This is a genomic window from Brevundimonas sp. UBA5713 (assembly GCF_002419815.1).
Lineage (GTDB): Bacteria > Pseudomonadota > Alphaproteobacteria > Caulobacterales > Caulobacteraceae > Brevundimonas.
The window spans coordinates 1-22,485 of the sequence record NZ_DIGV01000013.1 but is presented as its reverse complement, the minus strand read 5'-3'; the positions used below and the strand labels follow the sequence as shown (position 1 = coordinate 22,485).

At 62.6% G+C, this 22,485-nt stretch carries 20 protein-coding genes; 9 read left to right on the top strand and 11 right to left on the bottom strand.

Annotated features, from left to right (window positions below; translation table 11 throughout):
* The first annotated feature begins 69 nt into the window (after window positions 1-69).
* Entirely contained in the window at window positions 70-207 is a 138-nt protein-coding gene (locus B3B04_RS01730) for an entericidin A/B family lipoprotein (RefSeq protein WP_292039231.1), read from the top strand.
* 7 nt (window positions 208-214) lie between these two features.
* Here B3B04_RS01730 and B3B04_RS01725 read toward each other — a convergent pair whose 3' ends face one another.
* The 4 genes from B3B04_RS01725 to B3B04_RS01710 all read right to left on the bottom strand — a co-directional run bounded on the left by B3B04_RS01725 (window position 215) and on the right by B3B04_RS01710 (window position 4,946).
* A complete protein-coding gene (locus B3B04_RS01725) occupies window positions 215-676 on the bottom strand; it encodes a hypothetical protein (RefSeq protein WP_292039229.1) in 462 nt (153 codons plus the stop codon).
* A 176-nt stretch (window positions 677-852) separates the two neighbouring features.
* A complete protein-coding gene (locus B3B04_RS01720) occupies window positions 853-1,209 on the bottom strand; it encodes a YdbL family protein (RefSeq protein WP_292039227.1) in 357 nt (118 codons plus the stop codon).
* A gap of 16 nt (window positions 1,210-1,225) precedes the next feature.
* Window positions 1,226-1,417: a YnbE family lipoprotein gene (locus B3B04_RS01715; RefSeq protein WP_292039225.1), complete on the bottom strand. Its 192-nt coding sequence runs from the start codon at window positions 1,415-1,417 to the stop codon at window positions 1,226-1,228.
* 91 nt (window positions 1,418-1,508) lie between these two features.
* The gene (locus B3B04_RS01710; RefSeq protein WP_292039223.1) at window positions 1,509-4,946 is read right to left on the bottom strand and encodes an intermembrane phospholipid transport protein YdbH family protein; all 3,438 of its coding nucleotides are present in this window, start codon (window positions 4,944-4,946) and stop codon (window positions 1,509-1,511) included.
* A gap of 384 nt (window positions 4,947-5,330) precedes the next feature.
* Here B3B04_RS01710 and B3B04_RS01705 point away from each other — a divergent pair, with 384 nt between their 5' ends.
* Window positions 5,331-6,686: a M23 family metallopeptidase gene (locus tag B3B04_RS01705; protein WP_292039221.1), complete on the top strand. Its 1,356-nt coding sequence runs from the start codon at window positions 5,331-5,333 to the stop codon at window positions 6,684-6,686.
* 70 nt (window positions 6,687-6,756) lie between these two features.
* On the opposite strand, the gene B3B04_RS01700 is transcribed toward B3B04_RS01705, so the two are convergent.
* Window positions 6,757-8,409 carry a TadG family pilus assembly protein gene (locus tag B3B04_RS01700; RefSeq protein WP_292039219.1) on the bottom strand — a complete coding sequence of 551 codons (1,653 nt, stop codon included), beginning with the start codon at window positions 8,407-8,409 and terminating at the stop codon, window positions 6,757-6,759.
* Between the two features lie 2 nt (window positions 8,410-8,411).
* Window positions 8,412-8,828, bottom strand: a complete 417-nt coding sequence (locus B3B04_RS01695; protein ID WP_292039218.1) for a TadE/TadG family type IV pilus assembly protein — start codon at window positions 8,826-8,828, stop codon at window positions 8,412-8,414.
* 192 nt (window positions 8,829-9,020) lie between these two features.
* On the opposite strand from B3B04_RS01695, the gene lepA reads away from it, so the two are divergent.
* Window positions 9,021-10,829 (top strand): translation elongation factor 4, encoded by a 1,809-nt coding sequence (gene lepA, locus B3B04_RS01690; RefSeq protein WP_292039216.1) that lies wholly within the window; start codon window positions 9,021-9,023, stop codon window positions 10,827-10,829.
* A gap of 50 nt (window positions 10,830-10,879) precedes the next feature.
* Here the strand turns inward: lepA and B3B04_RS01685 are convergent, their stop codons facing one another.
* Together B3B04_RS01685 and B3B04_RS01680 are read right to left on the bottom strand one after the other, a co-directional pair.
* Entirely contained in the window at window positions 10,880-11,977 is a 1,098-nt protein-coding gene (locus tag B3B04_RS01685) for an FUSC family protein (RefSeq protein WP_292039215.1), read from the bottom strand.
* Complete coding sequence (locus B3B04_RS01680; RefSeq protein WP_292039213.1) at window positions 11,974-12,429, bottom strand: MarR family winged helix-turn-helix transcriptional regulator; 456 nt, start codon at window positions 12,427-12,429, stop codon at window positions 11,974-11,976. The genes B3B04_RS01685 and B3B04_RS01680 overlap by 4 nt, the downstream gene beginning before the upstream one ends.
* A gap of 166 nt (window positions 12,430-12,595) precedes the next feature.
* On the opposite strand from B3B04_RS01680, the gene B3B04_RS01675 reads away from it, so the two are divergent.
* From B3B04_RS01675 to B3B04_RS01655, 5 genes are all read left to right on the top strand, one after another.
* Window positions 12,596-15,427, top strand: coding sequence for a M16 family metallopeptidase (locus B3B04_RS01675; protein ID WP_292039210.1), 2,832 nt, complete (start codon window positions 12,596-12,598; stop codon window positions 15,425-15,427).
* Between the two features lie 123 nt (window positions 15,428-15,550).
* A complete protein-coding gene (locus B3B04_RS01670) occupies window positions 15,551-16,300 on the top strand; it encodes an NYN domain-containing protein (protein WP_292039207.1) in 750 nt (249 codons plus the stop codon).
* Between the two features lie 72 nt (window positions 16,301-16,372).
* Entirely contained in the window at window positions 16,373-16,708 is a 336-nt protein-coding gene (locus B3B04_RS01665) for a hypothetical protein (protein WP_292039204.1), read from the top strand.
* Between the two features lie 82 nt (window positions 16,709-16,790).
* Window positions 16,791-18,665: a cobaltochelatase subunit CobT gene (cobT, locus tag B3B04_RS01660; RefSeq protein WP_292039200.1), complete on the top strand. Its 1,875-nt coding sequence runs from the start codon at window positions 16,791-16,793 to the stop codon at window positions 18,663-18,665.
* Complete coding sequence (locus tag B3B04_RS01655; protein ID WP_292039198.1) at window positions 18,662-19,642, top strand: esterase-like activity of phytase family protein; 981 nt, start codon at window positions 18,662-18,664, stop codon at window positions 19,640-19,642. Before cobT ends, B3B04_RS01655 begins: the two co-directional genes overlap by 4 nt.
* 17 nt (window positions 19,643-19,659) lie before the next feature.
* Here the strand turns inward: B3B04_RS01655 and B3B04_RS01650 are convergent, their stop codons facing one another.
* Genes B3B04_RS01650 through B3B04_RS01640 form a run of 3 tightly spaced genes read right to left on the bottom strand, consistent with a single transcriptional unit; the run spans window position 19,660 to window position 21,422 of the window.
* Entirely contained in the window at window positions 19,660-20,256 is a 597-nt protein-coding gene (locus tag B3B04_RS01650) for a demethoxyubiquinone hydroxylase family protein (protein ID WP_292039195.1), read from the bottom strand.
* 9 nt (window positions 20,257-20,265) lie between these two features.
* On the bottom strand, window positions 20,266-20,784 hold the full coding sequence (locus tag B3B04_RS01645) for a disulfide bond formation protein B (RefSeq protein WP_292039193.1): 519 nt from the start codon (window positions 20,782-20,784) through the stop codon (window positions 20,266-20,268).
* A 59-nt stretch (window positions 20,785-20,843) separates the two neighbouring features.
* Window positions 20,844-21,422: a YqaA family protein gene (locus B3B04_RS01640; RefSeq protein ID WP_292039191.1), complete on the bottom strand. Its 579-nt coding sequence runs from the start codon at window positions 21,420-21,422 to the stop codon at window positions 20,844-20,846.
* 447 nt (window positions 21,423-21,869) lie between these two features.
* On the opposite strand from B3B04_RS01640, the gene B3B04_RS01635 reads away from it, so the two are divergent.
* Window positions 21,870-22,485 (top strand): isoaspartyl peptidase/L-asparaginase family protein (locus B3B04_RS01635; protein ID WP_292039188.1); only part of this gene is annotated, 616 nt, incomplete at its 3' end.

Here is a 22,485-nt window from a genome sequence, read left to right as displayed (position 1 = left end):
TCATAGCCCGAACGAACAGCGGTCGGCTACAACCGGCGTGACACATCTACAAAAATCAGGAGCTAAAACATGCGCAAAATCGTCGCTCTAGGCATGATTGCGGCCGCCCTTGGCGTGGCGGCCTGCAATACGGTTTCCGGCATGGGCCGCGACATTCAGGCCGCGGGCCAAGCCATTACCGGAACCTCGGAATCGGTGCGTCGCTAAGGCGCGCCTATTCCACGCGTCCGCTTTCGCCCGCTGCTGCAATGGCAGCGGTCGAAGCGGCGCAGCCGTTCAGTACGCGCTCGCCCAGTTCGACCTTGGCAGCCAGCGGATAGGTCCGGTCACTCATGCCGTCGGAACAGTCCGTACCAGTCAAAGTGATCACCAGAGGCGATTGATCCGACAAGGTGGAACGCCAGATGGCGACATTGCCGAGCATTTCCGGCGCGCCGATGGTGCCGTTCGGGCCGCCGGTCGGGACTTCCGGATCGGAATAGGCAACTTTCCCGTCTGCAATCGCCAGACCCCAGAAGGGCTCATTGCCCAGCACGGACACCGGCTGGGTCAAATCCACGCCGGCCAGCTTGGCCTCGGCCACGGGTGTGGTGGCGGCAGCCGGAGCCTGCTCGGACGAGTTGCACGCGGCAGCCGTCAAGCCAAGGGCAACAGCCGGCACAATCCAAAGACGCATGAGATTTCTCCTGACTTGGGGATGTCGATCAGGACAAACCCGAAATACGGGATCGACGTTCCGTAAGCTCAAGCCGTGACCCTGCCAATCCGGGGGACGCCCGACAACCTTTCGTCCATAAAAAATGACCGGCCGCGCAGTGCGGACCGGTCATTTCCGATGTTCGGGTCGGGCGCTTAACGCTGCACCCATTGTCCCTGGGCGTTACGGTACCATTGGCCCGAGCTGATGCGTGGCAACAGCTGGGTTTCAAACATACGGGCACCGGCCACGGCGGGCGTGGTACCAGCCTGCTGGGCGCTGCGCTCATAGGCTTGGCGACGGCCCGCATTCATGGCGTCGATGGCCTCGCGGGTATCGGGCGCAACCGAGGTGCGCACGCCGACAAAACCGTCAGCCTGTTCGCCCGCCTTGCCTTCCGACTTGGCTTGATCGACCAGTGCCTTCTGCGAAGAGGTCTGGGCAAAGGAAGCGCCCGCGACGCCTAGAGCTGCCAAAGCAGCCACGGCGATAAAAGTTTTACGATAGGCCATATTCTAAGCCCTCCGATCAGAACAGGTTCGGGTTTTCGCGGATCAGGTCCTGCAACTCTTTATCGAGGCGGATCCGGATATCAGCGGTCAGATTGGCGTTGATCACCAGCGGCTGGTCGAACGACACTTTGACTGTGGGGGTGCAGGCAGCGCCTCCCAGCATGGCCGTTCCGATTACCGCAGCTGCAAACTGCCTTTTGTTGATCATCAGCCGCTCTCCGGTCTGAACTCGAGTGGATATAATAGCATACTAGGCCAATAACACCTGAATGCCTTGTGAACGCGACGGGATATGCGGGTTAAGGCATTTCCGTCTGGGTGTTACGCAATCTGACATAGTCCATAATCTGGCTCGCCAGATCATAAGCGTTGATCGACGTCTTCAGGTTCAACGTGACCGGCGTGTCGGACGGCAGGACCATCTTCTTCTTCATAAAATTGCCCTGCAAGACATCCAGCAGCGACAGGCGCATCTCCTTGCGCTCGGGCGGGTCGTAGAAACCGTTGATCGTAAAATCCAGAGCCAGCCGAGAGGGTACCCAGACCTCTCCATCGCCCTGAAGTTGGTCCTCGGGCAAGGTCTGACACCAGACACCGCCGCCGTTGATGCGAATATAGCCTTCCGCATCCGGCACGCGGTTCGACTGCGGCATGCAGATGGAGTTCACCGTGGCGCTCAGATCTGTAAACGTCAGGTTCTCAAGCGCCTGATAGGCCAGGTCCTGCATCAGGTTGCGCGGAATAGGTGCCGTGCCTTCCGGTGTGGCCAAGGCTCCCTCGTCGGTTTCGACAGTGCCCAACAGTTCCGGCGACAGGCTCAGCTTGCCCCGGCGGTCAGCCATCAACACGCCATTGGTGACCGCAAAGCCCCATTCAGGACGGTAGACGACCGGCAGCACACCTGACACCTCGGCATCGAAATAGGCTTTTTGTTCGGCACCCACCGCTTCCAGAAGCTCATTCAGCTGAACCCCCTCCAGAGCGACACCGAAACGCCATTTCTGCTGGGCCTTGAACGGGATTTCCACGCCCCGCTCGACGGCGTCTTTCGACGGCAGTCCGATGCCGCGTTCAGGATCATAAAGGGCGTGATCGAACAGATAGGCCGTGCCCGATGCCAGATTTACAGAGGCCCGCTGCAAGAAGAGAGTATCGTCCTGCACGCCCAAATCGACGCGCACATCGCTCATGGGCAAGGGGCCATCGACGCGGTCAAAGCGCACTTCCTGCTTGGGCGGAATGACCAGAGGCGCAAGGCTGGAGATATGGATGTCCCCCCGCCCGCCCTCGACAGTACCCACCGGCGAAACAAATGACAGGTCGCGTAGTTTGAGACGCCCCGAGCTGACCAAACCACCGGAAGTCCAGAACATCTGTCCGGCGAAAGCGGCACGTCCCTTTACCGGCTCGGCCACCAGGCCGGGGATCATGCTCGTCAGTTGCTGGGGTTGCAGGCCGCCTTCCGCAAACAACAGCTCGCCGCTCGCCTCGGGCAGAGGATCGTGGACCGAGCGCGGCACGGTGCAGACCGCGCCACGGGTGTTCATGCCCAGGCCGCCTTGGCCCAGTGCTGCGTCATGCAACAAGCACACATCGGCGACGGGCTGGCCGTTGGCTTTAAAGTTCAGATCGCCGCGCCAGATATTGGATGCCAGCGTGACCCGTCCGCTGCCGTCCAGAGGATTGAAACGGGCCGTCTCGCCGGTATCGGTCAAGCGCGCCTGCTGAATACCCAGATCGACGCGCAGGCCACGATTGTCGCCTGCCACCAGCAAATTCCCGCTCGCGTCGGACATCCGGACTGCGGCAAATCCGGCGCTCGCCTGTGTCTGGGTCAGTTGGCCGCGCACTTCCCAGCGCCCACCGGACAGGCGCAGCAGCGGACCTGTGCGATTGCAAAGCTGGCCGTTGATGTCTTCCAGTCCGTTCTCACCGAGATCAAACCGTGCCAGTCCCAGTTCTGCGCAGTGCGGGCTGGAATAGGTCGTCACGCCGCCACGCGAGCGCAGCCGCCCTTCGGTATTTACGAAAATTCCCTTTGCGGGGGTAAAGTCCAAGCGGGTCGTGCCCTTCAGGGCGGCGTCCAGCGCCCCGTTATTCAGGGTCCAGCGCGGCACATCCATTTGCAAAAGAGGCAGCTCGCCCCCCTCGGCGACAAGTCTGGCCGAGCCGCGCATCTGGCCTGATGCCATGATGGCAATCGGCCCGCTGCCCTGCGACAGCGTCACGGTGCCGCCCGTGGCGGGGTGCAGTGTCGCCGGCGCCGACAAAACCAGCTCTGAATGGCCCGTCCCCATTACAAACCGCAGGTCAGGCGCGGAAAGATCAAAGGATCGGGCCGCCGCCTTCAAGCGGGCCAGTTCGGGCGCGTCATCTGCGGCGATCGGCCCCAGCCCGTTATAGCTTGACCCGCGGCTGGACAGACTTCCGCGCAGACCGATGCGGAAATCGGTATCACCCACTGCATCCAAAGCCACGCGCCCGCGCACAGCGCGCAAATCCAGATCCTGTCCGCTCAACCGACCGGCTGTCAGGGTCAGAGGACCTTGCGCTTCAAACGCGCGCCCCCAGCCGCCCGCCAGAAGATTGCCTGAAGACAGGCTCAGGTCCCGCACTCTGAAATCGCCAAGTCGGCCCTGCGCCGCCTCGACCGACAATGGCCCCTCGGCCCTCCACACGACATGGGTGCCGCGCGAAGGTTGCTGACCACGGGCGATTTCGATCTGAAGATTCCGGGCATCGACCGCCGCACCGTTCAGACGGTTGTCGGCCATCCTGAGATCACGGGCGCGGATACGCGTCTGCAACTCGCCCTGCAGCAAGAAGGCATCCAGCCACCCATCGACCTCGCCGCGCCAATCCACATGGCCCGTGGCGGCCTGAGCGGCAAAGCCTTCCCTGGAAAGCGCATCCGCCGTCAGGTCGGCCTGCAATACCACCGCGCCCAGAGCCTTTTTGGCTCCATTGGCAGGATAGGGCACGCCGCCTTCAAATTTCAGGTCAAGCTTTTGCGACTGCACCCCCGCACCGCGAAAGGCATCAGCCAGTGCATGGCCCGCAAATACCAGCCGCCCGTCAACCTCCTGCGCCTGCAGCTTGGCACTGAGGCCGGCGGCATTAAGATTGGCATGGTCCAGCGCCGAAGGCGGCAGTTCGGCTGTCAGTGTTTTGAGACGGCCATCATCGATCCGTGCATCGGCACGCAGGGTTACCAGGCCATAATCCGTTGTCAGCAGGGCCTGACCCTTGCTGACGACAATCAGGGGCCCGCGCTTGTCCGCCGACGGGGGTTTGGACGTGAACTCTTTGATCAGGGGGTCAAGGCTGCCCAAAGAAAACTGGCCATCCAGCCATTGCGCCTTGATCAACGGACGGGTCAGCACCACGCGTCGGGGAGAGACACCCATGCCGTCCTTGGACCACGGCAATCCGATATCGTAATCGACAACGACACGGTCGATGCGCACATCCGGATCATCGGGATCACCCACAGTGATGCGACCGACAAAACCGTCCCACTCGAACCGCTCGACCTCGACGTCGGCTTGAATGCCGCGCTTTTCGAGCCAGCCAACCAGCACCTCGTCGGCGACCGTGCGTCGATTTACATAAAGCCCGCCCAGACCCACGGCCACGACCGTGCCGCCGATGACCAATCCCGTGCCCACACGGCCTAAAGGCAGACGCCTTTTAGGACGGCCGCGCGCAGGTCTTTCATCAGGCGATTGTTCGGTCACGGCACAGATTCGGTTTCTGACGGGGTACAAACAAACTGAAGCACAATGGGTTCACAGCATAAATTTACCAAGGATTGCCGGAACGCGCTTTGGACATCATTCGAATGCGTCAACACCAAGACGATGTGGGAGATGCAGATTAAAACCCCTTCATCTTGTGGTTGAGGCGTTTACAAACTGTGGACCCATTTTCGCCAAAGAAGCGAGTATATTAAGTAAATCCTTGCATTCTGATGTTACATATAACGGATTGTAACCAGAGTGCCTTCCCATTCAGGGACAGGGAGTCTATAAATCTTGGCTTCACCGGCACGTCGGGAAACGCGCTGGTGATGCGAGATTTCGTGTAGGCGCCAAAACGGCGTCGTCGAAAGTCGGGGACCTATGGCCCAGTTCGATCCGCGCCGCCAACCGTTGCGGCTTGCTCCACACCTGCTCACCACGGTGGCGGCGGTCAGCATTGCGCTGATTGCAGGTAAGCCCTTCGCCGATTCCGGCGCGGACGATATTCCGGTCATGACGCCGCAACAAACGGCCTATCTGGAAACGCAAGCCTATACGGCTGCTGCGGCTCCTGCAGGGCTTAACGCACCTGAGGCCCTTTCCGTTCAAATTCGCCGTGGCGAAACTTTTGAGCAGGCCGTGCGCCGCGCCGGTGTGAACGCCGAGGACGCCAGTGCCGTGGCCGCCACCATCGCCACTGCCTTTGATATCACCGACCTGCGCGCCGGTGCCAAGTTTGAAACCGCCGTAGCCCGCCCGCGTGGCGGCGTCGGCGATGCCCGCCTGATCGGCCTGACCATGCGGACCGGTCCGGCCAGCCAGCTGACCGTGTCGCGCAGCTTCGACGGTGCTCTTCGCCTCCGCTCGCTGGATGAACAGGTCACGCACGAGACGGTCGTTGCCCGCGACAAGGTCCAGCGCTCGCTGTCTGCCAGCGCCCGTGAACTGGGTGCCACCTCGGCAGTAATCCGCAAGGCCAGCCAGCTGTTCGCCCATAAGTTCGACATGCAGCGCGATGTGCGCGCCACGGACGACTTTACGCTGGTGTTCGATCGCTCGGTCACCGAAACGGGCCGCACCATCGAAACCGGTGAACTGCTGTACGCAGAGCTGAAGGGTCAGGCCTTCTACCGCTTCCAGCGCCCCGGCTCGAACAAGGTCGAATATTTCGACTCGACCGGCAAAAACACCCGCACCACCATGATGCGGACTCCGCTGCAGAACTTCCGTCGCGTGTCGTCCAACTATGGCTATCGCGTCCACCCCATCGCCGGCTATCGCAAGATGCACCAAGGCATGGACTTTGCGGCTTCCACCGGTACACCGATTATTGCACCGGCAGACGGCGTCGTCGTCGAAGCCCGTCGCTGGGGCGGCTATGGCAACTGGATCCGTGTTCGCCACTCCAACGGCCTCGAAACCGGTTACGCCCACCTGTCGCGCTTTGCCTCGGGCATGCGCGCCGGTCAGCGCGTCACCCAAGGTCAGGTGATCGGCTACGTCGGCTCGACCGGCAACTCGACCGGCCCGCACCTTCACTATGAAATGTGGCGCAACGGCCAGCGTATCAATCCGGCCAGCGTGCGTACCTCCGAGGGTACGGTTCTGTCGGGTACCGAACTGGCCGCCTTCCGCGCAGAGAAGGCCCGCATCGACCGCATCATCGCCGCAGGCGGTGCCAAGCGTCCGGTCGTCCAGCAGGTTGAAGCCAACGGCTTGCGCCCGATCGCTTCCTGATTTCGTTCAGAGTCTAATAAGAAAGGCCGGAGGGACATCCCTCCGGCCTTTTTCTTTGCCCTGCGATTGATCAGCCAACCAGATGGGGAATGCCACCGACGCCCCCCGTGCAGTTGACGCCCAGTACGCCCACATCGGCCTCGCCAAGACCTATCCCGAGGAGGCTGAGCAGCGGGTTGAGGATCATGTCCAGAATCCAGCCCAGCAGCGACGTCAGCGGCGTCAGGAGGTTGACCACCCACCCCAGGCTCAGCAAGCCGATATCCAGTTCCAGCTCCTTCGTCAGACTGGTCAACAGGCTGGAGGCAATCTCCTTGGAGCGGACCTTCTTATAGGTGCGGCTTTCGATATTGGCCTTGCTAAAGGTCAGTCTCTGGGCCGTGCGGTCCTTGCTCTCAAGGTTGGCATACACATAGACAGGTATAAGCAGGACCGTGGCCAGATGTTTGCGCTCGGTCACGATCTTCTTCTTGAAGTCGCGCAGGTCCTGCCGGTTCTTCACATCTCCCAGACTGACGCGCAGCAGTCCGGGAACCGCACTGACGTCAACAGCCGGCGAGCCCTGGCAGCGAATGTCTGTAATTTGGGCCTCGGCAGAAGCCACCTCGGCAATCAACTCAAGGTCCAGCTTTAACAGCTCGGGGATGAAGTTTTTGGTGTTCACCCGCGCATAGATGCGGGTCTGGGCCGTCTTGAGCACTTCGCCATTTTTAGTCGACAGAGTGACCCAAGAGGACTGATTGGGCTTTTCGCCAATGGCCGCCATCAACGTCACATCGGCCAAGCCAAGGTTGAGTGTCGTATCCAGCGCCAGATGGCGGTTCTGGTTCGCGGTCTCCAGAGTGGCGACCAGAAGGTCCAGCGCTCCCACATCCAGATCAAGGCCACGCCGCAAACCATCACTGGCATCGGCCTCAACCCCGATCAGGTCGGCGACTTTGACCTTGGCTGTCAAAGGCAGGCCCGTCAGCTGGCTCAGGACGGACCGCGCATCACTGCTGGCGACAACCTCGAGCACTTTCAGAAGCAGGCCGGTCTCGACCTCGTGGCGCAGCAGGGCGTCATAGTCGCCTGCCTCGAGATTCAGTCGCACGGCCAGCACATCAAGGAATTCGAGCAGGTTTACATCCGCGCCGACCAGCCGGTTATAGTCCATAACCGACAGGCTGACGTTCGACCCCAAAAGTCCCGTCAAAAGGGCATTCACCAGTCCGCGATCAAGGCTCAGCAAGCGCGAGCCAATGGTGAACAGGGCCGAAGGCTCTGCCCCCGGAATGGCCGCCGTGGCCTTTCGGGTGATCATGATGTGGGACTTGCCCAGTATGGCCGCAAAATAAAGCCGCGCAGGTGCCGTCACCTCGACCCGTGCGCCATTGGGCTTGGTGGCGGTCACGGAAAATCTTTGTTCCGGCGTCTTAGTCGGATCACCTACCCAGACACCGACGTCTGTACGCACAGTGGCATCGGGCCCGAGATTGTCCCGGGTCGTGGCCAATGCCGCCGCTTGCGCGCGGGGGATATCGCGCGCCGCCGACAAGGCAGCCAGATCGGCCGCGCCTTGAATCTCTCGCGCGCGAAGAACGATAGACCCGAGGTCCACCGCCAGCGCCGCCAGAACGACAATCATAAAGGCCGAGCCCGCGACAATGATGGCCACACCGCCATCGCGTCCGCGACCAAAGCGCCGCAGCAACCCCGCCAAGGCTGTCGCGCGCGGCCTCATAGTCAGTAGCCGCCCAGGCGAACAACCGCCTCTTTGCTGATGGTCTGGGGCGGCGGAACCGTTAGGCCTTTCAGAGCCATGATCGGATGCGTGCTGACGTCATAGTTGATGGTCACCGCCACCACCTGATTGTCGCTGTTCACCGAAACAGAGGTCGCGCCGACCGGCACGCCGATCTCGGGCCCGCGCTGGCTGACGAAATCGAGCGCAAGGGCACGGCGTTCGGCCGCATCCAGACCGCCCAGCGATGCCCGCGCCGATTCATAGGCGAGAGACTGGACCGAATGGGCCAACCAGAACCATCCGCCATAGACAATCATCCCTACCAGCATGAACAACAGCAGGGGGAACACGATAGCGAACTCGACAGCCGCGACACCCTCTCGGGATCGCTCGGCCCGTTTACCTATCCGTAGCATGGGGGGGGCACTCCGAATAACAACACTATACTAAATGCTGCACAGCTTAAATCGTTGTTACACGGAATGGTGAATCGGCGTTATGCGTAATACCCCGTAACGCCGCCCTGGTTTCTGGCGTGGAGGACGAACCTGCCCCTGCGCGCATCAGGGAAGTGGCGTTTATCCTCAGCCAATGCTAAGCGCCGCTGCATGACGACGCCTCCTATCGAACGCATCCGGAATTTTTCCGTTGTCGCCCACATCGACCATGGCAAATCGACGCTGTCTGACCGCCTGATTCAATTCACCGGTGGCCTGACCGCGCGCGAAATGTCGGAACAGGTTCTCGATAATATGGATATCGAGAAGGAGCGCGGCATCACTATCAAGGCCCAGACGGTGCGTCTGAAATACAAGGCCAAGGATGGCGAGGACTATATCCTCAACCTGATGGACACCCCGGGTCACGTCGACTTCGCCTATGAGGTGTCGCGCTCGCTGGCCGCCTGCGAAGGCTCCATTCTGGTGGTCGATGCCTCGCAGGGCGTGGAAGCCCAGACTCTGGCCAACGTCTATCAGGCCATCGACAACAATCACGAGATCGTTCCGGTCCTCAACAAGATCGACCTGCCCGCCGCCGAACCCGAGCGCGTGAAGGCCCAGATCGAGGATGTGATCGGCATCGACGCCTCGGACGCCATCGAATGTTCAGCCAAGTCGGGCATCGGCATCGAAGACGTGCTGGAAGGCATCGTCACCCGCCTGCCGCCGCCCAAGGGCGATGTGACCGCTCCGCTGAAGGCCATGCTGGTCGATGCTTGGTACGACCCCTACCTCGGCGTGGTGCTGCTGGTGCGCGTGTTCGACGGCGTGCTGAAGGCCGGTATGCGCGTGAAGATGATGCAATCGGGCACGACCCATCTGGTCGACCGCGTCGGCGTCTTCCTGCCCAAGAATACGCCGGTCGAGCAGCTCGGCCCGGGCGAGGTCGGCTTCATCACCGCCCAGATCAAGGAAGTGGCCCACGCCGCCGTCGGCGATACCATCACCGACGACAAGAAGCCGACCGCCGAACCGCTGAAGGGCTTTAAGGAAGTCCAGTCGGTGGTGTTCTGCGGCCTGTTCCCTGTGGATGCCGCGGACTTTGACGATCTGCGCGCCGCCATTGGCAAGCTGCGCCTGAACGACGCCTCGTTCACCTATGAGATGGAATCCAGTCCGGCTCTGGGCTTCGGCTTCCGCTGCGGCTTCCTTGGCCTGCTGCACCTCGAAATCATTCAGGAACGCCTGAGCCGCGAGTTCAACCTCGACCTGATCGCAACCGCCCCGTCGGTGGTCTATAAGATCGGCCTGCGCGACGGCACCGAAATGGATCTGCACAATCCGGCCGACCTGCCGGACGTGATGCAGATCGACACCATTGCCGAGCCGTGGATCAAGGCCACCATCCTGACGCCGGACGAATACCTCGGCGGCGTGATCAAGCTGTGCCAGGACCGTCGCGGCAACCAGCTCGAGCTGTCCTATGTCGGTTCGCGCGCCATGGTCGTGTACGAGCTGCCGCTCAACGAAGTGGTGTTCGACTTCTACGACCGCCTGAAGTCGATCTCCAAGGGTTATGCCTCGTTCGACTACGAGATCACCGAGTATAAGGTCGGCGATCTGGTGAAGATGAGCATCCTCGTCAATGCCGAGCCGGTCGACGCCCTGTCGATGCTGGTTCACCGCGCCCGCGCCGAAACCCGTGGTCGCGGCATGGTCGAGAAGATGAAGGAACTGATCCCGCCGCACATGTTCGTCATTCCGATCCAGGCGGCGATCGGCGGCAAGATCATCGCCCGCGAGACCGTCCGCGCCCTGCGTAAGGACGTGACGTCGAAATGCTACGGCGGTGACGCCACCCGTAAGAAGAAGCTGCTCGAGAAGCAGAAGGCCGGCAAGAAGCGCATGCGCCAGTTCGGCAAGGTGGAGATTCCGCAGGAAGCCTTCATCGCCGCGCTCAAGATGGACGACGATTGATCGTCCACAAGCCTATCAAAAAAGCCCCGACCGAAAGGCCGGGGCTTTTTTTAACGACCCACCGATGCGTGCCGCTCAGACAGATGCATCCGGTCACTCTGTGTCGATAGAATAATCGCCACGACAATACCGACCAGCGCCCCGATCAGGGTGTCGATCACCCGCTCCCCCGCGAGATCCGGTCCAGCCGTGCCCGACGCCGCCAGATAGGTCATCAGCAGGGCCATGGGGGTGACGAAAATCTGGCCAAAACCATAGTTGAAGCCGATCACTACCTCGGTGGCGATTTGCAGCACCACGATCAGGGCGATCACCTCCCACGTGCCCGGCCCGCCTTGCAGGATCAACCAGACTGCCAGACTACCGATAATGGTACCAGCCACCCGCTGGAGCGCTCGGTGAATGGACAGGTGCAGAAACGGCCCCTGCAAAACCGCCGTTGCACCCAGAGCCGCCCAGCCGGCATGCTCCATGCCCATAGCCATGGCCACAAAGCCTGCGATGGCTGCACCCGCGCAGATACGGATAACCGTCGGCATCCAATCCTTCAGCGTGCGCGACGGCTCTTGGGGAAGAGGGCGTTCGGCATGGCCTTTGAAACGAAAGCTCTCGGTAAGGGCACACAGCAAAACGGCAACACCCGCCGCTGCTGCCGTCATGGCAATGCGTGCCAGAAGATCGTCAAGACTGTCTGGCGCACGCATGGCCGCAGTGCCCGCAAACATGAAAATCAACGCTCCCGGAGGACCAAAACGGGCGAGTGTCCCGATCAGAAAGAAACAGCCCCCCAGACAGGCCAGCAGGATCATCAGCATGGCGGGTGTAGCCCCCAACCATGCTGCCGCCGATACAAGGCCAACAGAAGCGATCTGGCACAGGCCCGCCATAACGACGATGCCGGTCCGCTTGCCGGTCTCGGCAAACCGTCCAAACAGGGCAGACAAGGCCCCCAGTCCCGCATAGCCGATCAAGCCGGACCACGGCGACAGATGCACGAGCGGCAGGACCAGAGCGACCGTTAGAGCCACCTGCAGACCCGCCAAGACCGAGTTTCGCAGCACAGCGGGGCGCGTGACAGCCAAACTGTCCCGCAGATGCCGATGGTGCAACACCATGGGCATGATATGGCGACGACGCACCATACTCATGCTTCGCCTGCGGAATGGCCCGCCATACAGCGATCAATCGCCTCGAAGCCCTGCATCATGGCGACAATCTGCTCGTCCGACAGATCGGCGAGCATCAGACTTTCCTGCTTCCACAGCAGATCGCGAATGTGACGCACGCGGTCTTCGCCCGCAGGACTGAGGCTGACCTTGCGGGCACGTCCGTCGTGCTCGTCGGGACGGCGGACAATGAGGTCCTGCCGCTCCAGTATATCCAGCAAACGCACCAGGGTTGAGGCATCGATGCCGAGACGGGCGGCCAACTGCTTCTGGGTCAGTCCCCCGCCCGTTTCGTGCAGGTGCACCATGGGGGCCCACGTCGCATCGGTCAGGCCAGCCTCGGCCAGAGAGGCTTCCAGCGACTGACGCCAGCGCCGTGCCAGCATGGCAAAGCGCATACCAAAAGCGCGTTTGGGTTCGGGGGAGTGGGGCATGATCCTGCAACCCTAAATCACTTTGATTTGCAATTCAAACTAATTGCGACTTTAGGTGCCACCGCTCGCAAAGCGTGAATCTTTGGACAGAATCCACATTGACGCATTGTGGACCCAAATTAGCCCGTTATGGTCACATTCGGATTTTCAACCTAAGGGATTGCTCATGCGACGCCTTGTAACGTCTGCCGCCGTGGCTGCACTTATGGTGGGCTTGGCACCCGTCGCGGCTTCGGCCAGCGGCCAGCCCCCCGCCTCCGCCAGCGCGCTCCAAGCCGAGCAACTGCAAGCCGCTCCAATCAGCGAACTGCTGGCCCGTGTCGATATTCCATGGAAGCGCTTCCAGTTGGATAACGGCCTGACGGTCATCGTCCATGAAGACCGCAAGGCTCCGGTGGTCGCTGTCAGCGTGTGGTACAGCGTCGGCTCCAAGGACGAACCCAAGGGATCGACCGGCTTTGCCCACCTGTTCGAGCACCTGATGTTCGGCGGTTCGGAAAACAGCCCCGTCTCGCACATTCAGGCGATCCAGTCGGCCGGTGCCACGGCCCTGAACGGCACCACCTGGTTCGACCGCACAAACTATTTCCAGACGGTGCCGACACCGGCGCTGGAGTACACCCTGTTTCTGGAATCCGACCGCATGGGCCATCTGCTGGGTCAGGTTTCCCAAGAGGTGCTCGACCTTCAGCGTGGCGTGGTTCAGAACGAAAAACGTCAAAGCGACAACCAGCCCTATGGCCTGACCTATTACGCCACGCTGGCCGCCCTCTTCCCGGAAGGTCACCCCTATCGTCACTCGACCATCGGCTCGATGGCTGATCTCGATGCCGCCAGCATGCAGACCGTCCGCCAGTGGTTCACTGATCACTATGGCCCGAACAATGCGGTTCTGGTCCTGGCCGGTGACATCAACGAGGCCGATGCCCGCACGCTGGTGAACCGCTATTTCGGGCACATTCCGGCGGGCCCCAAGCACACGCCCAAGGAAGCCGACGTGCCGACCTTGGCCGCGCCGGTCACCGAGACCCTGCACGACCGCGTGGCACAGGCCCGCGTCAGCCGCTGGTGGGCCACGCCGGGCTTGCTGCATGAAGACACTGCGCCGCTGACAGTGGCGGCCTCCGTTCTGGGCGGTCTGGCCAGTTCGCGACTGGACAACACTCTGGTCCGCGGCGAGCAGACGGCGTCGAGCGTCAGCGCCAGCAATCAGGTGTTCCAGCGCCTCAGCACCTTCTCCTACACGGCAACGGTAAAACCGGGTCAGGACCATGAGGCCGTCGCACGCCGCATGGATGAAGAGTTCCAGCGTCTGCTGACCGAAGGCCCTACGCAGGACGAAATCGACCGCGTTGTCACCCAACAGGTGTCGCGCCGTATCCAGGGTCTGGAACAGACGAACGGCAAGGCCTCGGCTCTGGCTGAAGGTCAGCTTTATGCGGGCGATCCGGACCACTACAAAACCGAACTCCAGCGTCTGGCATCTGTCACGCCCGATCAGGTCAAGGCTGCCATGCAGCGCTGGCTGACCCGTCCGGTTTACAGCCAGATCGTACTGCCGGGCGAACGCGCGGCGTATGAAGAGGCCGCCGCCACACCGTCTGGTGCCACGCCCGCGCCTGCGCCGGAAATCCAGCGCGTCGCCCGCGATGCGGCTCCGCAAGTCGGCGAAGTGAAGAACCTCGACTTCCCCGACGTCCAGCGCACCACCTTGGCCAATGGCATCGAGGTCGTCTACGCCCAGGTTGCCACCGTTCCGGTGACCCGCGTGGCGCTGGAGTTCAACGCCGGTGTCGCCGCCGACAGCCTTGAAAAGCCCGGTGCCCTGACCCTGATGACCGATATCATGCAGGAAGGCACCACCACGCGTGACTCGCGCGCTCTGGCCGAGGCCCAAGAGCGTCTGGGTGCCACGGTCAGCGTTGGCAACAGCACCGACCGTTCGGTCGCCAGCTTGTCGACCATCAGCACCAATCTGGCCCCGTCGCTGACTCTGTTGGCCGATGTGGTCCGCAATCCCGCCTTTGCGCCGAGCGAGGTCGAGCGTCTGCGTGCCCAGCGTCTGGCCCGACTGGCCAGCGAAAAGACCCAGCCGCAGTCTATCGCCTCGCGCGCCTTCTGGCCGCTGATTTATGGCGAGCAACATCCTTATGCCCGTCCGTCGTCGGGCACCGAGGCAGGCGTCACCGCCGTGACCCGCGAGGATATCGTACGTCAACACCAGCAGTGGATCCGTCCGGACAACGCCAAGCTGTTCGTGGTCTCCGATCTGCCGCTGGCCGAAGTGACGGCACAGTTGAACGCCGCTTTCGGCGACTGGGCTGCGCCGTCTGCCCCCAAGGGCACCAAATCGATCGATGCGAATGTACCGCAAAGCGGTGCCCGCATTGTGCTGATCGACCGTCCGCAATCACCTCAGTCGATCATCATGGGCGGTACGGTCCTGCCGGTCACCGGTCAGGATGACAATCTGGTCCTTAATCTGGGCAATGCGGTTGTCGGCACCGACTTCCTCAGCCGCATCAACTCGGACCTGCGCGAGACCAAGGGTTGGTCCTATGGCGTGCGCGGCATGTTCAACCCGTTTGAAGGCCGCTCGCCCTACATCATCAGCGCGCCGGTTCAGGCCGACCGCACCGGTGAGTCCATTCAGGCCCTGCTGCACCAGTACAACGCGTTCCTGACCAGCGAAGGCGTGAAGCCCGAAGAGCACGACCGCACCATCAAGGGCGAGACCCGCTCGCTGCCGGGCTCCATCGAAACCGCAGGTTCGATCCTCGGTGCCCTGCGCAGCAATGACCTGTACGGCCGCCCGGATGACTATCAGGAATCCGTGGCCCAGCGGATCAACGCTACCACCGCTGCCCAGATGGACGCCGCCGTGCGCGCCGTTCTGGACCCGTCCCAGTTCGTCTGGGTCGTGGTAGGCGATGCGGAAAAGGTGCGTCCGCAACTGGACGCGCTTGGCCTGCCCATCGAGGTCCGTCAGGTCCAGTAGGCCTGACGATACACGCTCAAGCCTTAAGGGGGTCAGCCACACGGCTGGCCCCTTTTTGATTGACCCGCGCATCGCGCAAGGCAACCCTGATATCTGATGTTGTTCAGACTGAAGGTTGCCTGAATGCCTTTGACTGCCACCGAACACGCCACCAGCCGCCGACTGGCCGTCTTGATCGACGGGGAGAATGCCTCGTCCCGCATCGTTGACGCCCTCTTTGCCGAGATCGCTACCCTCGGCGAGGCAACGGCGCGGCGCATCTATGGCGACGCGGCCAGCCCCGCGCTGAGAGGATGGGTCGAGGTGCTGCCCAAATGGGGCATTCAGTGGCAGCAGAATTTCCAGAACACCAAGGGCAAGAACTCGGGCGACATCGCCTTGGTCATCGATGCCATGGACCTCATGCACTCGGGCCGGTTTGACGGCTTTTGCCTGATTTCCAGCGACAGCGATTTTACCCGTCTGGCCTCGCGCATTCGCGAGCAGGGTCTGCCGGTCTTTGGCTTTGGCGAGGAAAAGACGCCGGAAAGCTTCCGTCAGGCCTGCACCCGCTTCATCTATATCGAAAACCTGATGCCGCCGCCTGCCACCGAGCCCGAGGACAAAGCCGCCGCACCCGTTCCCAAACCCAAGCGCAATCTCAATCAGGCCCGCAAACTGATCGCCAAGGCCATCAGTGACGCCGACAGCGACGGCGACGGCTGGGTGGCACTGGGCGCTATCGGCAACCAGTTGCGCAATGCCTATCCAGACTTCGACCAGCGCTCCTACGGCTTTCAGAAGCTCAAGGATCTGGTGTCGCAGTTCCCCGTCTTCGATCTGAAACCGGGCGCAGGCAATGTGATCCTGGTTCGTACGCGACCTGAAAATTAGGCCGCCCGCCGCGGTGGTTGTGCGCACCGGCTTTTCTCTGCATAGTTGCGTTATACCGAATGGAGAACGGCTATGTTGACGATCCCGCTGATGGTGTGGGCCATGGTGTCTGTTCCTATGGCACAGGAGCCGCAGGCCGAAGTGCCGCGTGCCGATGCGCAAACTGTGCAAGCCGGATCGTCTCCGGTGCGGGCCATAACCGCGCGACCTGCACCACGTGGAGATACCCGCACTGTGTGCAGTTGGGAGCGCGCTACCGGCTCGACCATGAACCGCCGCGTGTGCCGCGAGGTGGCCACCCATTCCGGCCAGCGCGATCGCACCGACGAGGACAGCTTGCGCCGGATGCAGGGATCGACTTGGAGCGAGACCCGCTCGCGCTCGGGGGCGGGTCGCCCGATCGGTTGATCCCCGCGAGCGGACCTAGATTCTTGCCCCTACGACGGCTCTAGGGCCTTCCTCTTGGCGTGGCATCGTCTATGTGTGTGCCATGGCCGCCAACGAGACACCGCAGGAAACCTTCAAGCGCGCCCTTGCCCATGCCGCGAGGGCGCTGGCCGAGCAGCCGGAACTGGAGGTGCATTTCGCCTCTGACGGACCCAAGCTGGTTGGCGGTGTGCTGACCCTGCCCCATCCGACGCGCAACGCCAGCGAGGGCGAGAACGCCTCCCTGCGTGGTCAGGCCGACCGTCTGGCGCTGCGTCTGGCCAACCATGACGCGGCCATCGACGCCAAGAACCGCCCGCAGGACCGCACCTCCGCCGAGGTGTTCGACGCCTTGGAACAGGCGCGCATCGAGACCATCGGTGCCCGCAAACTGGCCGGTGTGCGCGCCAATCTGCGCTCGGCCCTGATCGCCCGTCTGGAACGCACAGGTGCCTTGAAGGCCGAAGCCGAGCGCGTACCGTTGGGCGAGGCCGTTGGCATTATGCTGCGTGAGCGGCTGATGGGCACCCGCGCCCCCGACGCTCTGGCCTCTATGGTCGACAAGATTCGTATCGACATCGAGGGTCGCGCCGGTGCCCAGATCGACGCTCTGGCCGAGGCTGCCGACGATCAGGCCCTGTTTGCCAAGCGTATGGGCGATCTCCTGAAGGCGCTTGATCTGGAATCCGGCTCTGCCGACACCCCCGATGAGTCCGAGGAAGAGGGCGAGGACGACCAGAACCAGACCGAACAGGACGCGCCCGAAGAAGACGAGCAGGAAGACGATGGCGAGGCCGAAGGCGGCCAGTCTCTGGAGGGCACCTCTGACGATCAAAGCGCCGAGGACGAGCGCCAGACCCGTCCCGATGGGCGCCCCGCCGATCCCGACGGCGAACCCGGCGTGGAAGACCCCGAACTCAGCGACGGGGCCATGCCCAATCGCAACGAGAACACCGACGACGGTCGCGCGGTCGATTTCTACAGGGCCTACACCACCGCCTTTGACGAGGTGGTGGACGCCGCCGAACTGTGCGATCCGATGGAACTGGATCGCCTGCGGGCCATGCTGGATGCACAGCTGGCCTCGCTGGGCAGTGTGGTGTCGCGACTGGCCAACAAACTGCAACGTCGCCTGATGGCGCAGCAGAACCGCTCGTGGATGTTCGACCTTGAAGAAGGCATGCTGGACACGGCCCGCCTGACCCGCGTCATCACCGACCCGACCAGCCCGCTGTCGTTCAAGATGGAGAGCGAAAGCCCGTTCCGCGACACGGTCGTGACCCTGCTGCTAGACAACTCCGGCTCTATGCGCGGTCGCCCGATCATGGTGGCGGCGGTGTGCGCCGATATTCTGGCCCGCACGCTGGAACGCTGCGGCGTGAAGGTCGAGATTCTGGGCTTTACCACCCGCGCGTGGAAGGGTGGCCAAAGCCGCGAGCGCTGGATCGGAGACGGCAAGCCCGCCAATCCGGGCCGCCTGAATGACCTGCGCCATATCATCTACAAATCCGGCGATGCGCCGTGGCGCCGTTCCAAGAAGAACCTTGGCCTGATGATGCGCGAGGGCCTGCTGAAGGAGAATATCGACGGCGAGGCCCTGCAATGGGCGCACGACCGTCTGATGGCCCGCAGCGAGCAGCGCCGTATTCTGATGGTGATCTCGGACGGCTCGCCTGTCGATGACTCGACCCAAAGCGCCAACGCTGCCCTTTATCTGGACAAACACCTGCGCCACGTCATCGCCGAGATCGAGGACCGTTCCAGCGTCGAACTGCTGGCCATCGGCATCGGCCACGACGTGACGCGCTGGTATCGCCGCGCCTTGACCATCACCGATGTGGAGCAACTGGCCGGTGCCATGACCGAAAAACTGGCGGAACTGTTTGACGTCGACGCCCGCGCCCCTGCCACCACCCGCCGCGCACGCAAGGCTGCATGAACCGTAAGCTCTATATCGCCGCCTGCGCCAGCCTGGCCCTCGCCGCCTGTGCGGGGGCAGCCATCACGGCCCAGCCGTGGACGCAAGGCTCCACCAGCGCCGCATGGCAGGCCCAGCCTGCCTCGACCCGTACCATCGGCCTTGGCCTGCCCGGCGGCGCGACCCTGGCTCCACAGGTGGTCTTTGCCGGTGGCGCTCATCTGCTGACGCCCACCGTCTCGCCACTGCGCAGCCTGTCAGACCTGAAACTCGTTGGAGACAATGGCTTTGTGGCCGTGTCCGATGCCGGTGATCTGGTGCGCGGAGAGCTGCGCCTGGACGACAATGGTCAACTGGTCGGGCTGGACCAGTTGCGCTCGGTGCGGCTGACGATGCTGGATGGCCAGCCGATCAGCAACAAGGTCGACGGCGATGCCGAAGGACTGGCGCTGCTCGACAATGGCGATGTGCTGGTCAGTTTCGAGCGGGACCACCGTATCTGGAACTATGGCCCGCTGGACGCCCTGACCAAGCCGCGCGAAGTGCCGCGCCCCATTTGGCCGTTCGACGACAATGGCGGCATGGAGGGTCTGGCTTCGCATGGCCAGCAATGGCGCGTCGCGGGCGAGGATGGCGGTGTGTGGGACTGCACCATAAGCGAGTGCGTGGCTGTTCAGATTCCGCCGCAAACGCGCCCCAGAGATTCCGACTATCGCATGACAGCGCTTGACCGCGATCCGTCAGGCGATGGCTATTGGCTGGTCCAGCGATCCTTTTCCCCGCCAATGGATGTGCGCGCCCGTGTGCGTCGCATGGATGAGCGCGGAAATCTGGGTCCGGTTCTGATCGAGCTGAAGCTGCCCGGCACGACCGACAATTTCGAAGGCATTGCTGCCACCCGCAAGGATGGCAAGACGCGCCTCTACATCCTGTCGGACGACAACGAGAACCCGCTTCAGCGCACCCTGATGCTGGCGTTCGACGTAGCGGACCGATAAGGCCGCCACGCCTGTGATCAGACGCGTTCGCTGATCTTGATCGCGGCCTTGCAGCCCAGCTTGATCACACCGCTGAGCAGGCGATAGGCTGGAGCCTCACGGCTGCCATGGGCGATAGCATGGTCGTGGTGCATCAGCTCTTCGTCGCGGAACTGGGTCAGTTCGGCGGCCAGATCGGGATCGCGGTCTTTGATCTCGGCGATCTGCTCGGCGTAGTGCTTTTCAATCACGCTCTCGACCGCCTCGGTGCAGGCGTGTGCGGCCTTCTCGCTGATCAGGGCCGTGCCTGCGCCCAGCACCGTCGCGGCCACCTTCCACAGCGGGATCATGGCCGTAGGGCGCACCTGATGCTCGTTCAGAAGGGCGTTGAAGCGATCCAGATGGACCTGCTCATGGCCTTCCATCTCGGTCAGATCCGCAGAAATTTGACCCTTGCCCTTGCGCGCCTCCAGCACCGCGCGCTGGGCGCGATAGATGTGCACGGCGGCGAACTCGCCCGCGTGGTCCACGCGCAGCATCTCGGCCAGACGCGCCTTGTCCTGACCGGGGCCGGGGCGCGGCAACGGGATGCGGCGGGGGTCTACGTTTTCGGCGACGTCTGCAGCGTTGGTCATATCGCTATCCTACTTACGCGGGCGGCGGGCGTCTTTGGGACGTTTTGCCGCCAACAGGCTCAATATGGCCAGCGCGATGGAAATCACAAAGTTCCATGCCGCCATGGACAATCCGGCAAAGCTCCACGGGATATCGCCACAGGAGACTATGGGAGCAGCCTCGACCGAGCCATCCAGCAACCCAGCCAGATTGGAATAGTCGATGGCTGTCGGATCACCCGCCGCACAGGCCGCTGGCAAAGCCCACCAGCCTTGCTCTCCGCCCGCATGGAATCCGGCGGTCACGGCTGCGGCGACAAAGATGATGGCCAGCAGGAAGGCGCACAGGCGCGAGGTGCCCCGGCTGCCGCGACTGATCAGATGCCATGCCGTCGCGGCACCGGCGACAGCCACCGCAGCCCACAGCACTTCGCGCTGTTTGAGGCACAGGTTGCACGGTTGCAGGCCGCCAAAGCGCTCAAAGGCATGGGCCGCGCCCAAAAGGGCCAGCGACGCTGCCAGCGCCCACGCGGTCCACCACCGCATCATGCTCGAATAGAGATACCGCATGGGGCGCAGTGATAATCGCTCCCAAGGGGGCCGTCTATTCAGTGAATGAATTTCACCGCGACCAATCCACCCACCAGGACAATCAGGCCCAGAACCGTAAACAGCGCCAGTCGACGCTCGACCACCTTCAGCATCGGCGGGCCCCAGCGTTTCAGTACAAAGGCCACGAGGAAGAAGCGCCCGGCTCGGGTGATCACACTCAACACGATGAACAGGATCAGGCTGAACTGGAAAATGCCCGCCGATATGGTGATCAGCTTATAGGGAATGGGCGTCAGACCCTTGATCAGGATCACCCATGCGCCATGCTCCTGGAACAGGGCCTTGAACGCCTCGAACGTGTCGGCCTTGCCCAAACTGGACAGAATGGCCATGCCCACGGGTTCGAGGAACATGCCGATGGCATAGCCGAGCAGGCCACCCAGAACCGAGGCGATGGTGCAGACCGTGGCATAGAAATAGGCGCGCTCCGGCTTGGCCAGCACCATGGGGGCCAGCATCACATCCGGCGGAATGGGAAAGAAAGAGCTTTCCGCAAAGGACACCACAGCCAGTGAACGGCTCGCGTGGCGGTGACGCGCCAGCGAGAAGACCCAGTCGTAAAGCTTGCGCAGCATCTGCCTTCCTGTCGGCGGCGTGGCGTGAAAGCGCGACCCCTTACCAGTCCCCACCGCCAAGAGCGAGGGGCAAGAGGTCGCGCGGCGCAACCGTGCAACTTGAATGCTCAAGCTTCAATGCCTAAGCTGTGCCGTAACGCCCGATGGGCGGACCCTGACAACGGCTGCTTGTTATGACGATGAACACTCCGCGCTGGTTGCCTTGGCTGTGCCCCGTCGCTGCTGTCGCAGGGGGGCTGCTACTCTCGCCCCTCCTGACCGATGGTGGGTTCTGGACCACGTTTTTGATCGCTGCCGCCTGTAGCTTCGTGCCGCTGGCCGCGCACCGCCTGTGGATGCGGTTTCGTCGTCAAACCTGACGAACGGCTACGCCCCGCCCTTGACCGCGCGCCCAAAGGTCGCCACGCCCTTTAGGTGTCGCGTTGTGTTCGGGGAGGGATCCAAACCATGAAATCTGTTGCCAAGGCTGTCGCAGGGCTCATCGCCCTTGGTGCCACTTTAGGGGCGGCTTCGATGTCGTCGGCGCAAACCGCGCCTGACGGCCAATGGTCGCTGGCCATCCACGGCGGCGCGGGCGTGATCGAGCGGGCCAATCTGTCGCCGGAGCGTGACGCCCTTTACCGTCAGGGCCTGCAACAGGCGCTGGACGCCGGTCAGGCCATTCTGGCTGCTGGCGGCACGGCCATGGACGCGGTCGAGGCCGCCGTTCAGGTGCTGGAAAACAATCCGCTGTTCAATGCGGGCAAGGGGGCTGTCTTTACCTCTGCGGGCACCAATGAGCTGGACGCCGCCATCATGGATGGCACTGATCTGAATGCCGGAGCCGTGGCCGGTCTGACCCGCACCAAGAGCCCGATTGCCGCCGCGCGCGCCATCATGGAGCGTTCGCCCCACGTTATGCTGATCGGCGAAGGGGCCGAGACCTTTGCCATCTCGGCGGGTCTGGAACAGGTCGATCCGTCCTATTTCTTTACCGAGAGCCGCTGGCAGGCGCTGGAGAAGGTGCTGCGTGCCCGTGGCGAGCCGGTCCCGCCGCGCCCGCAAGGCGCGCCGCCGGCTCCGG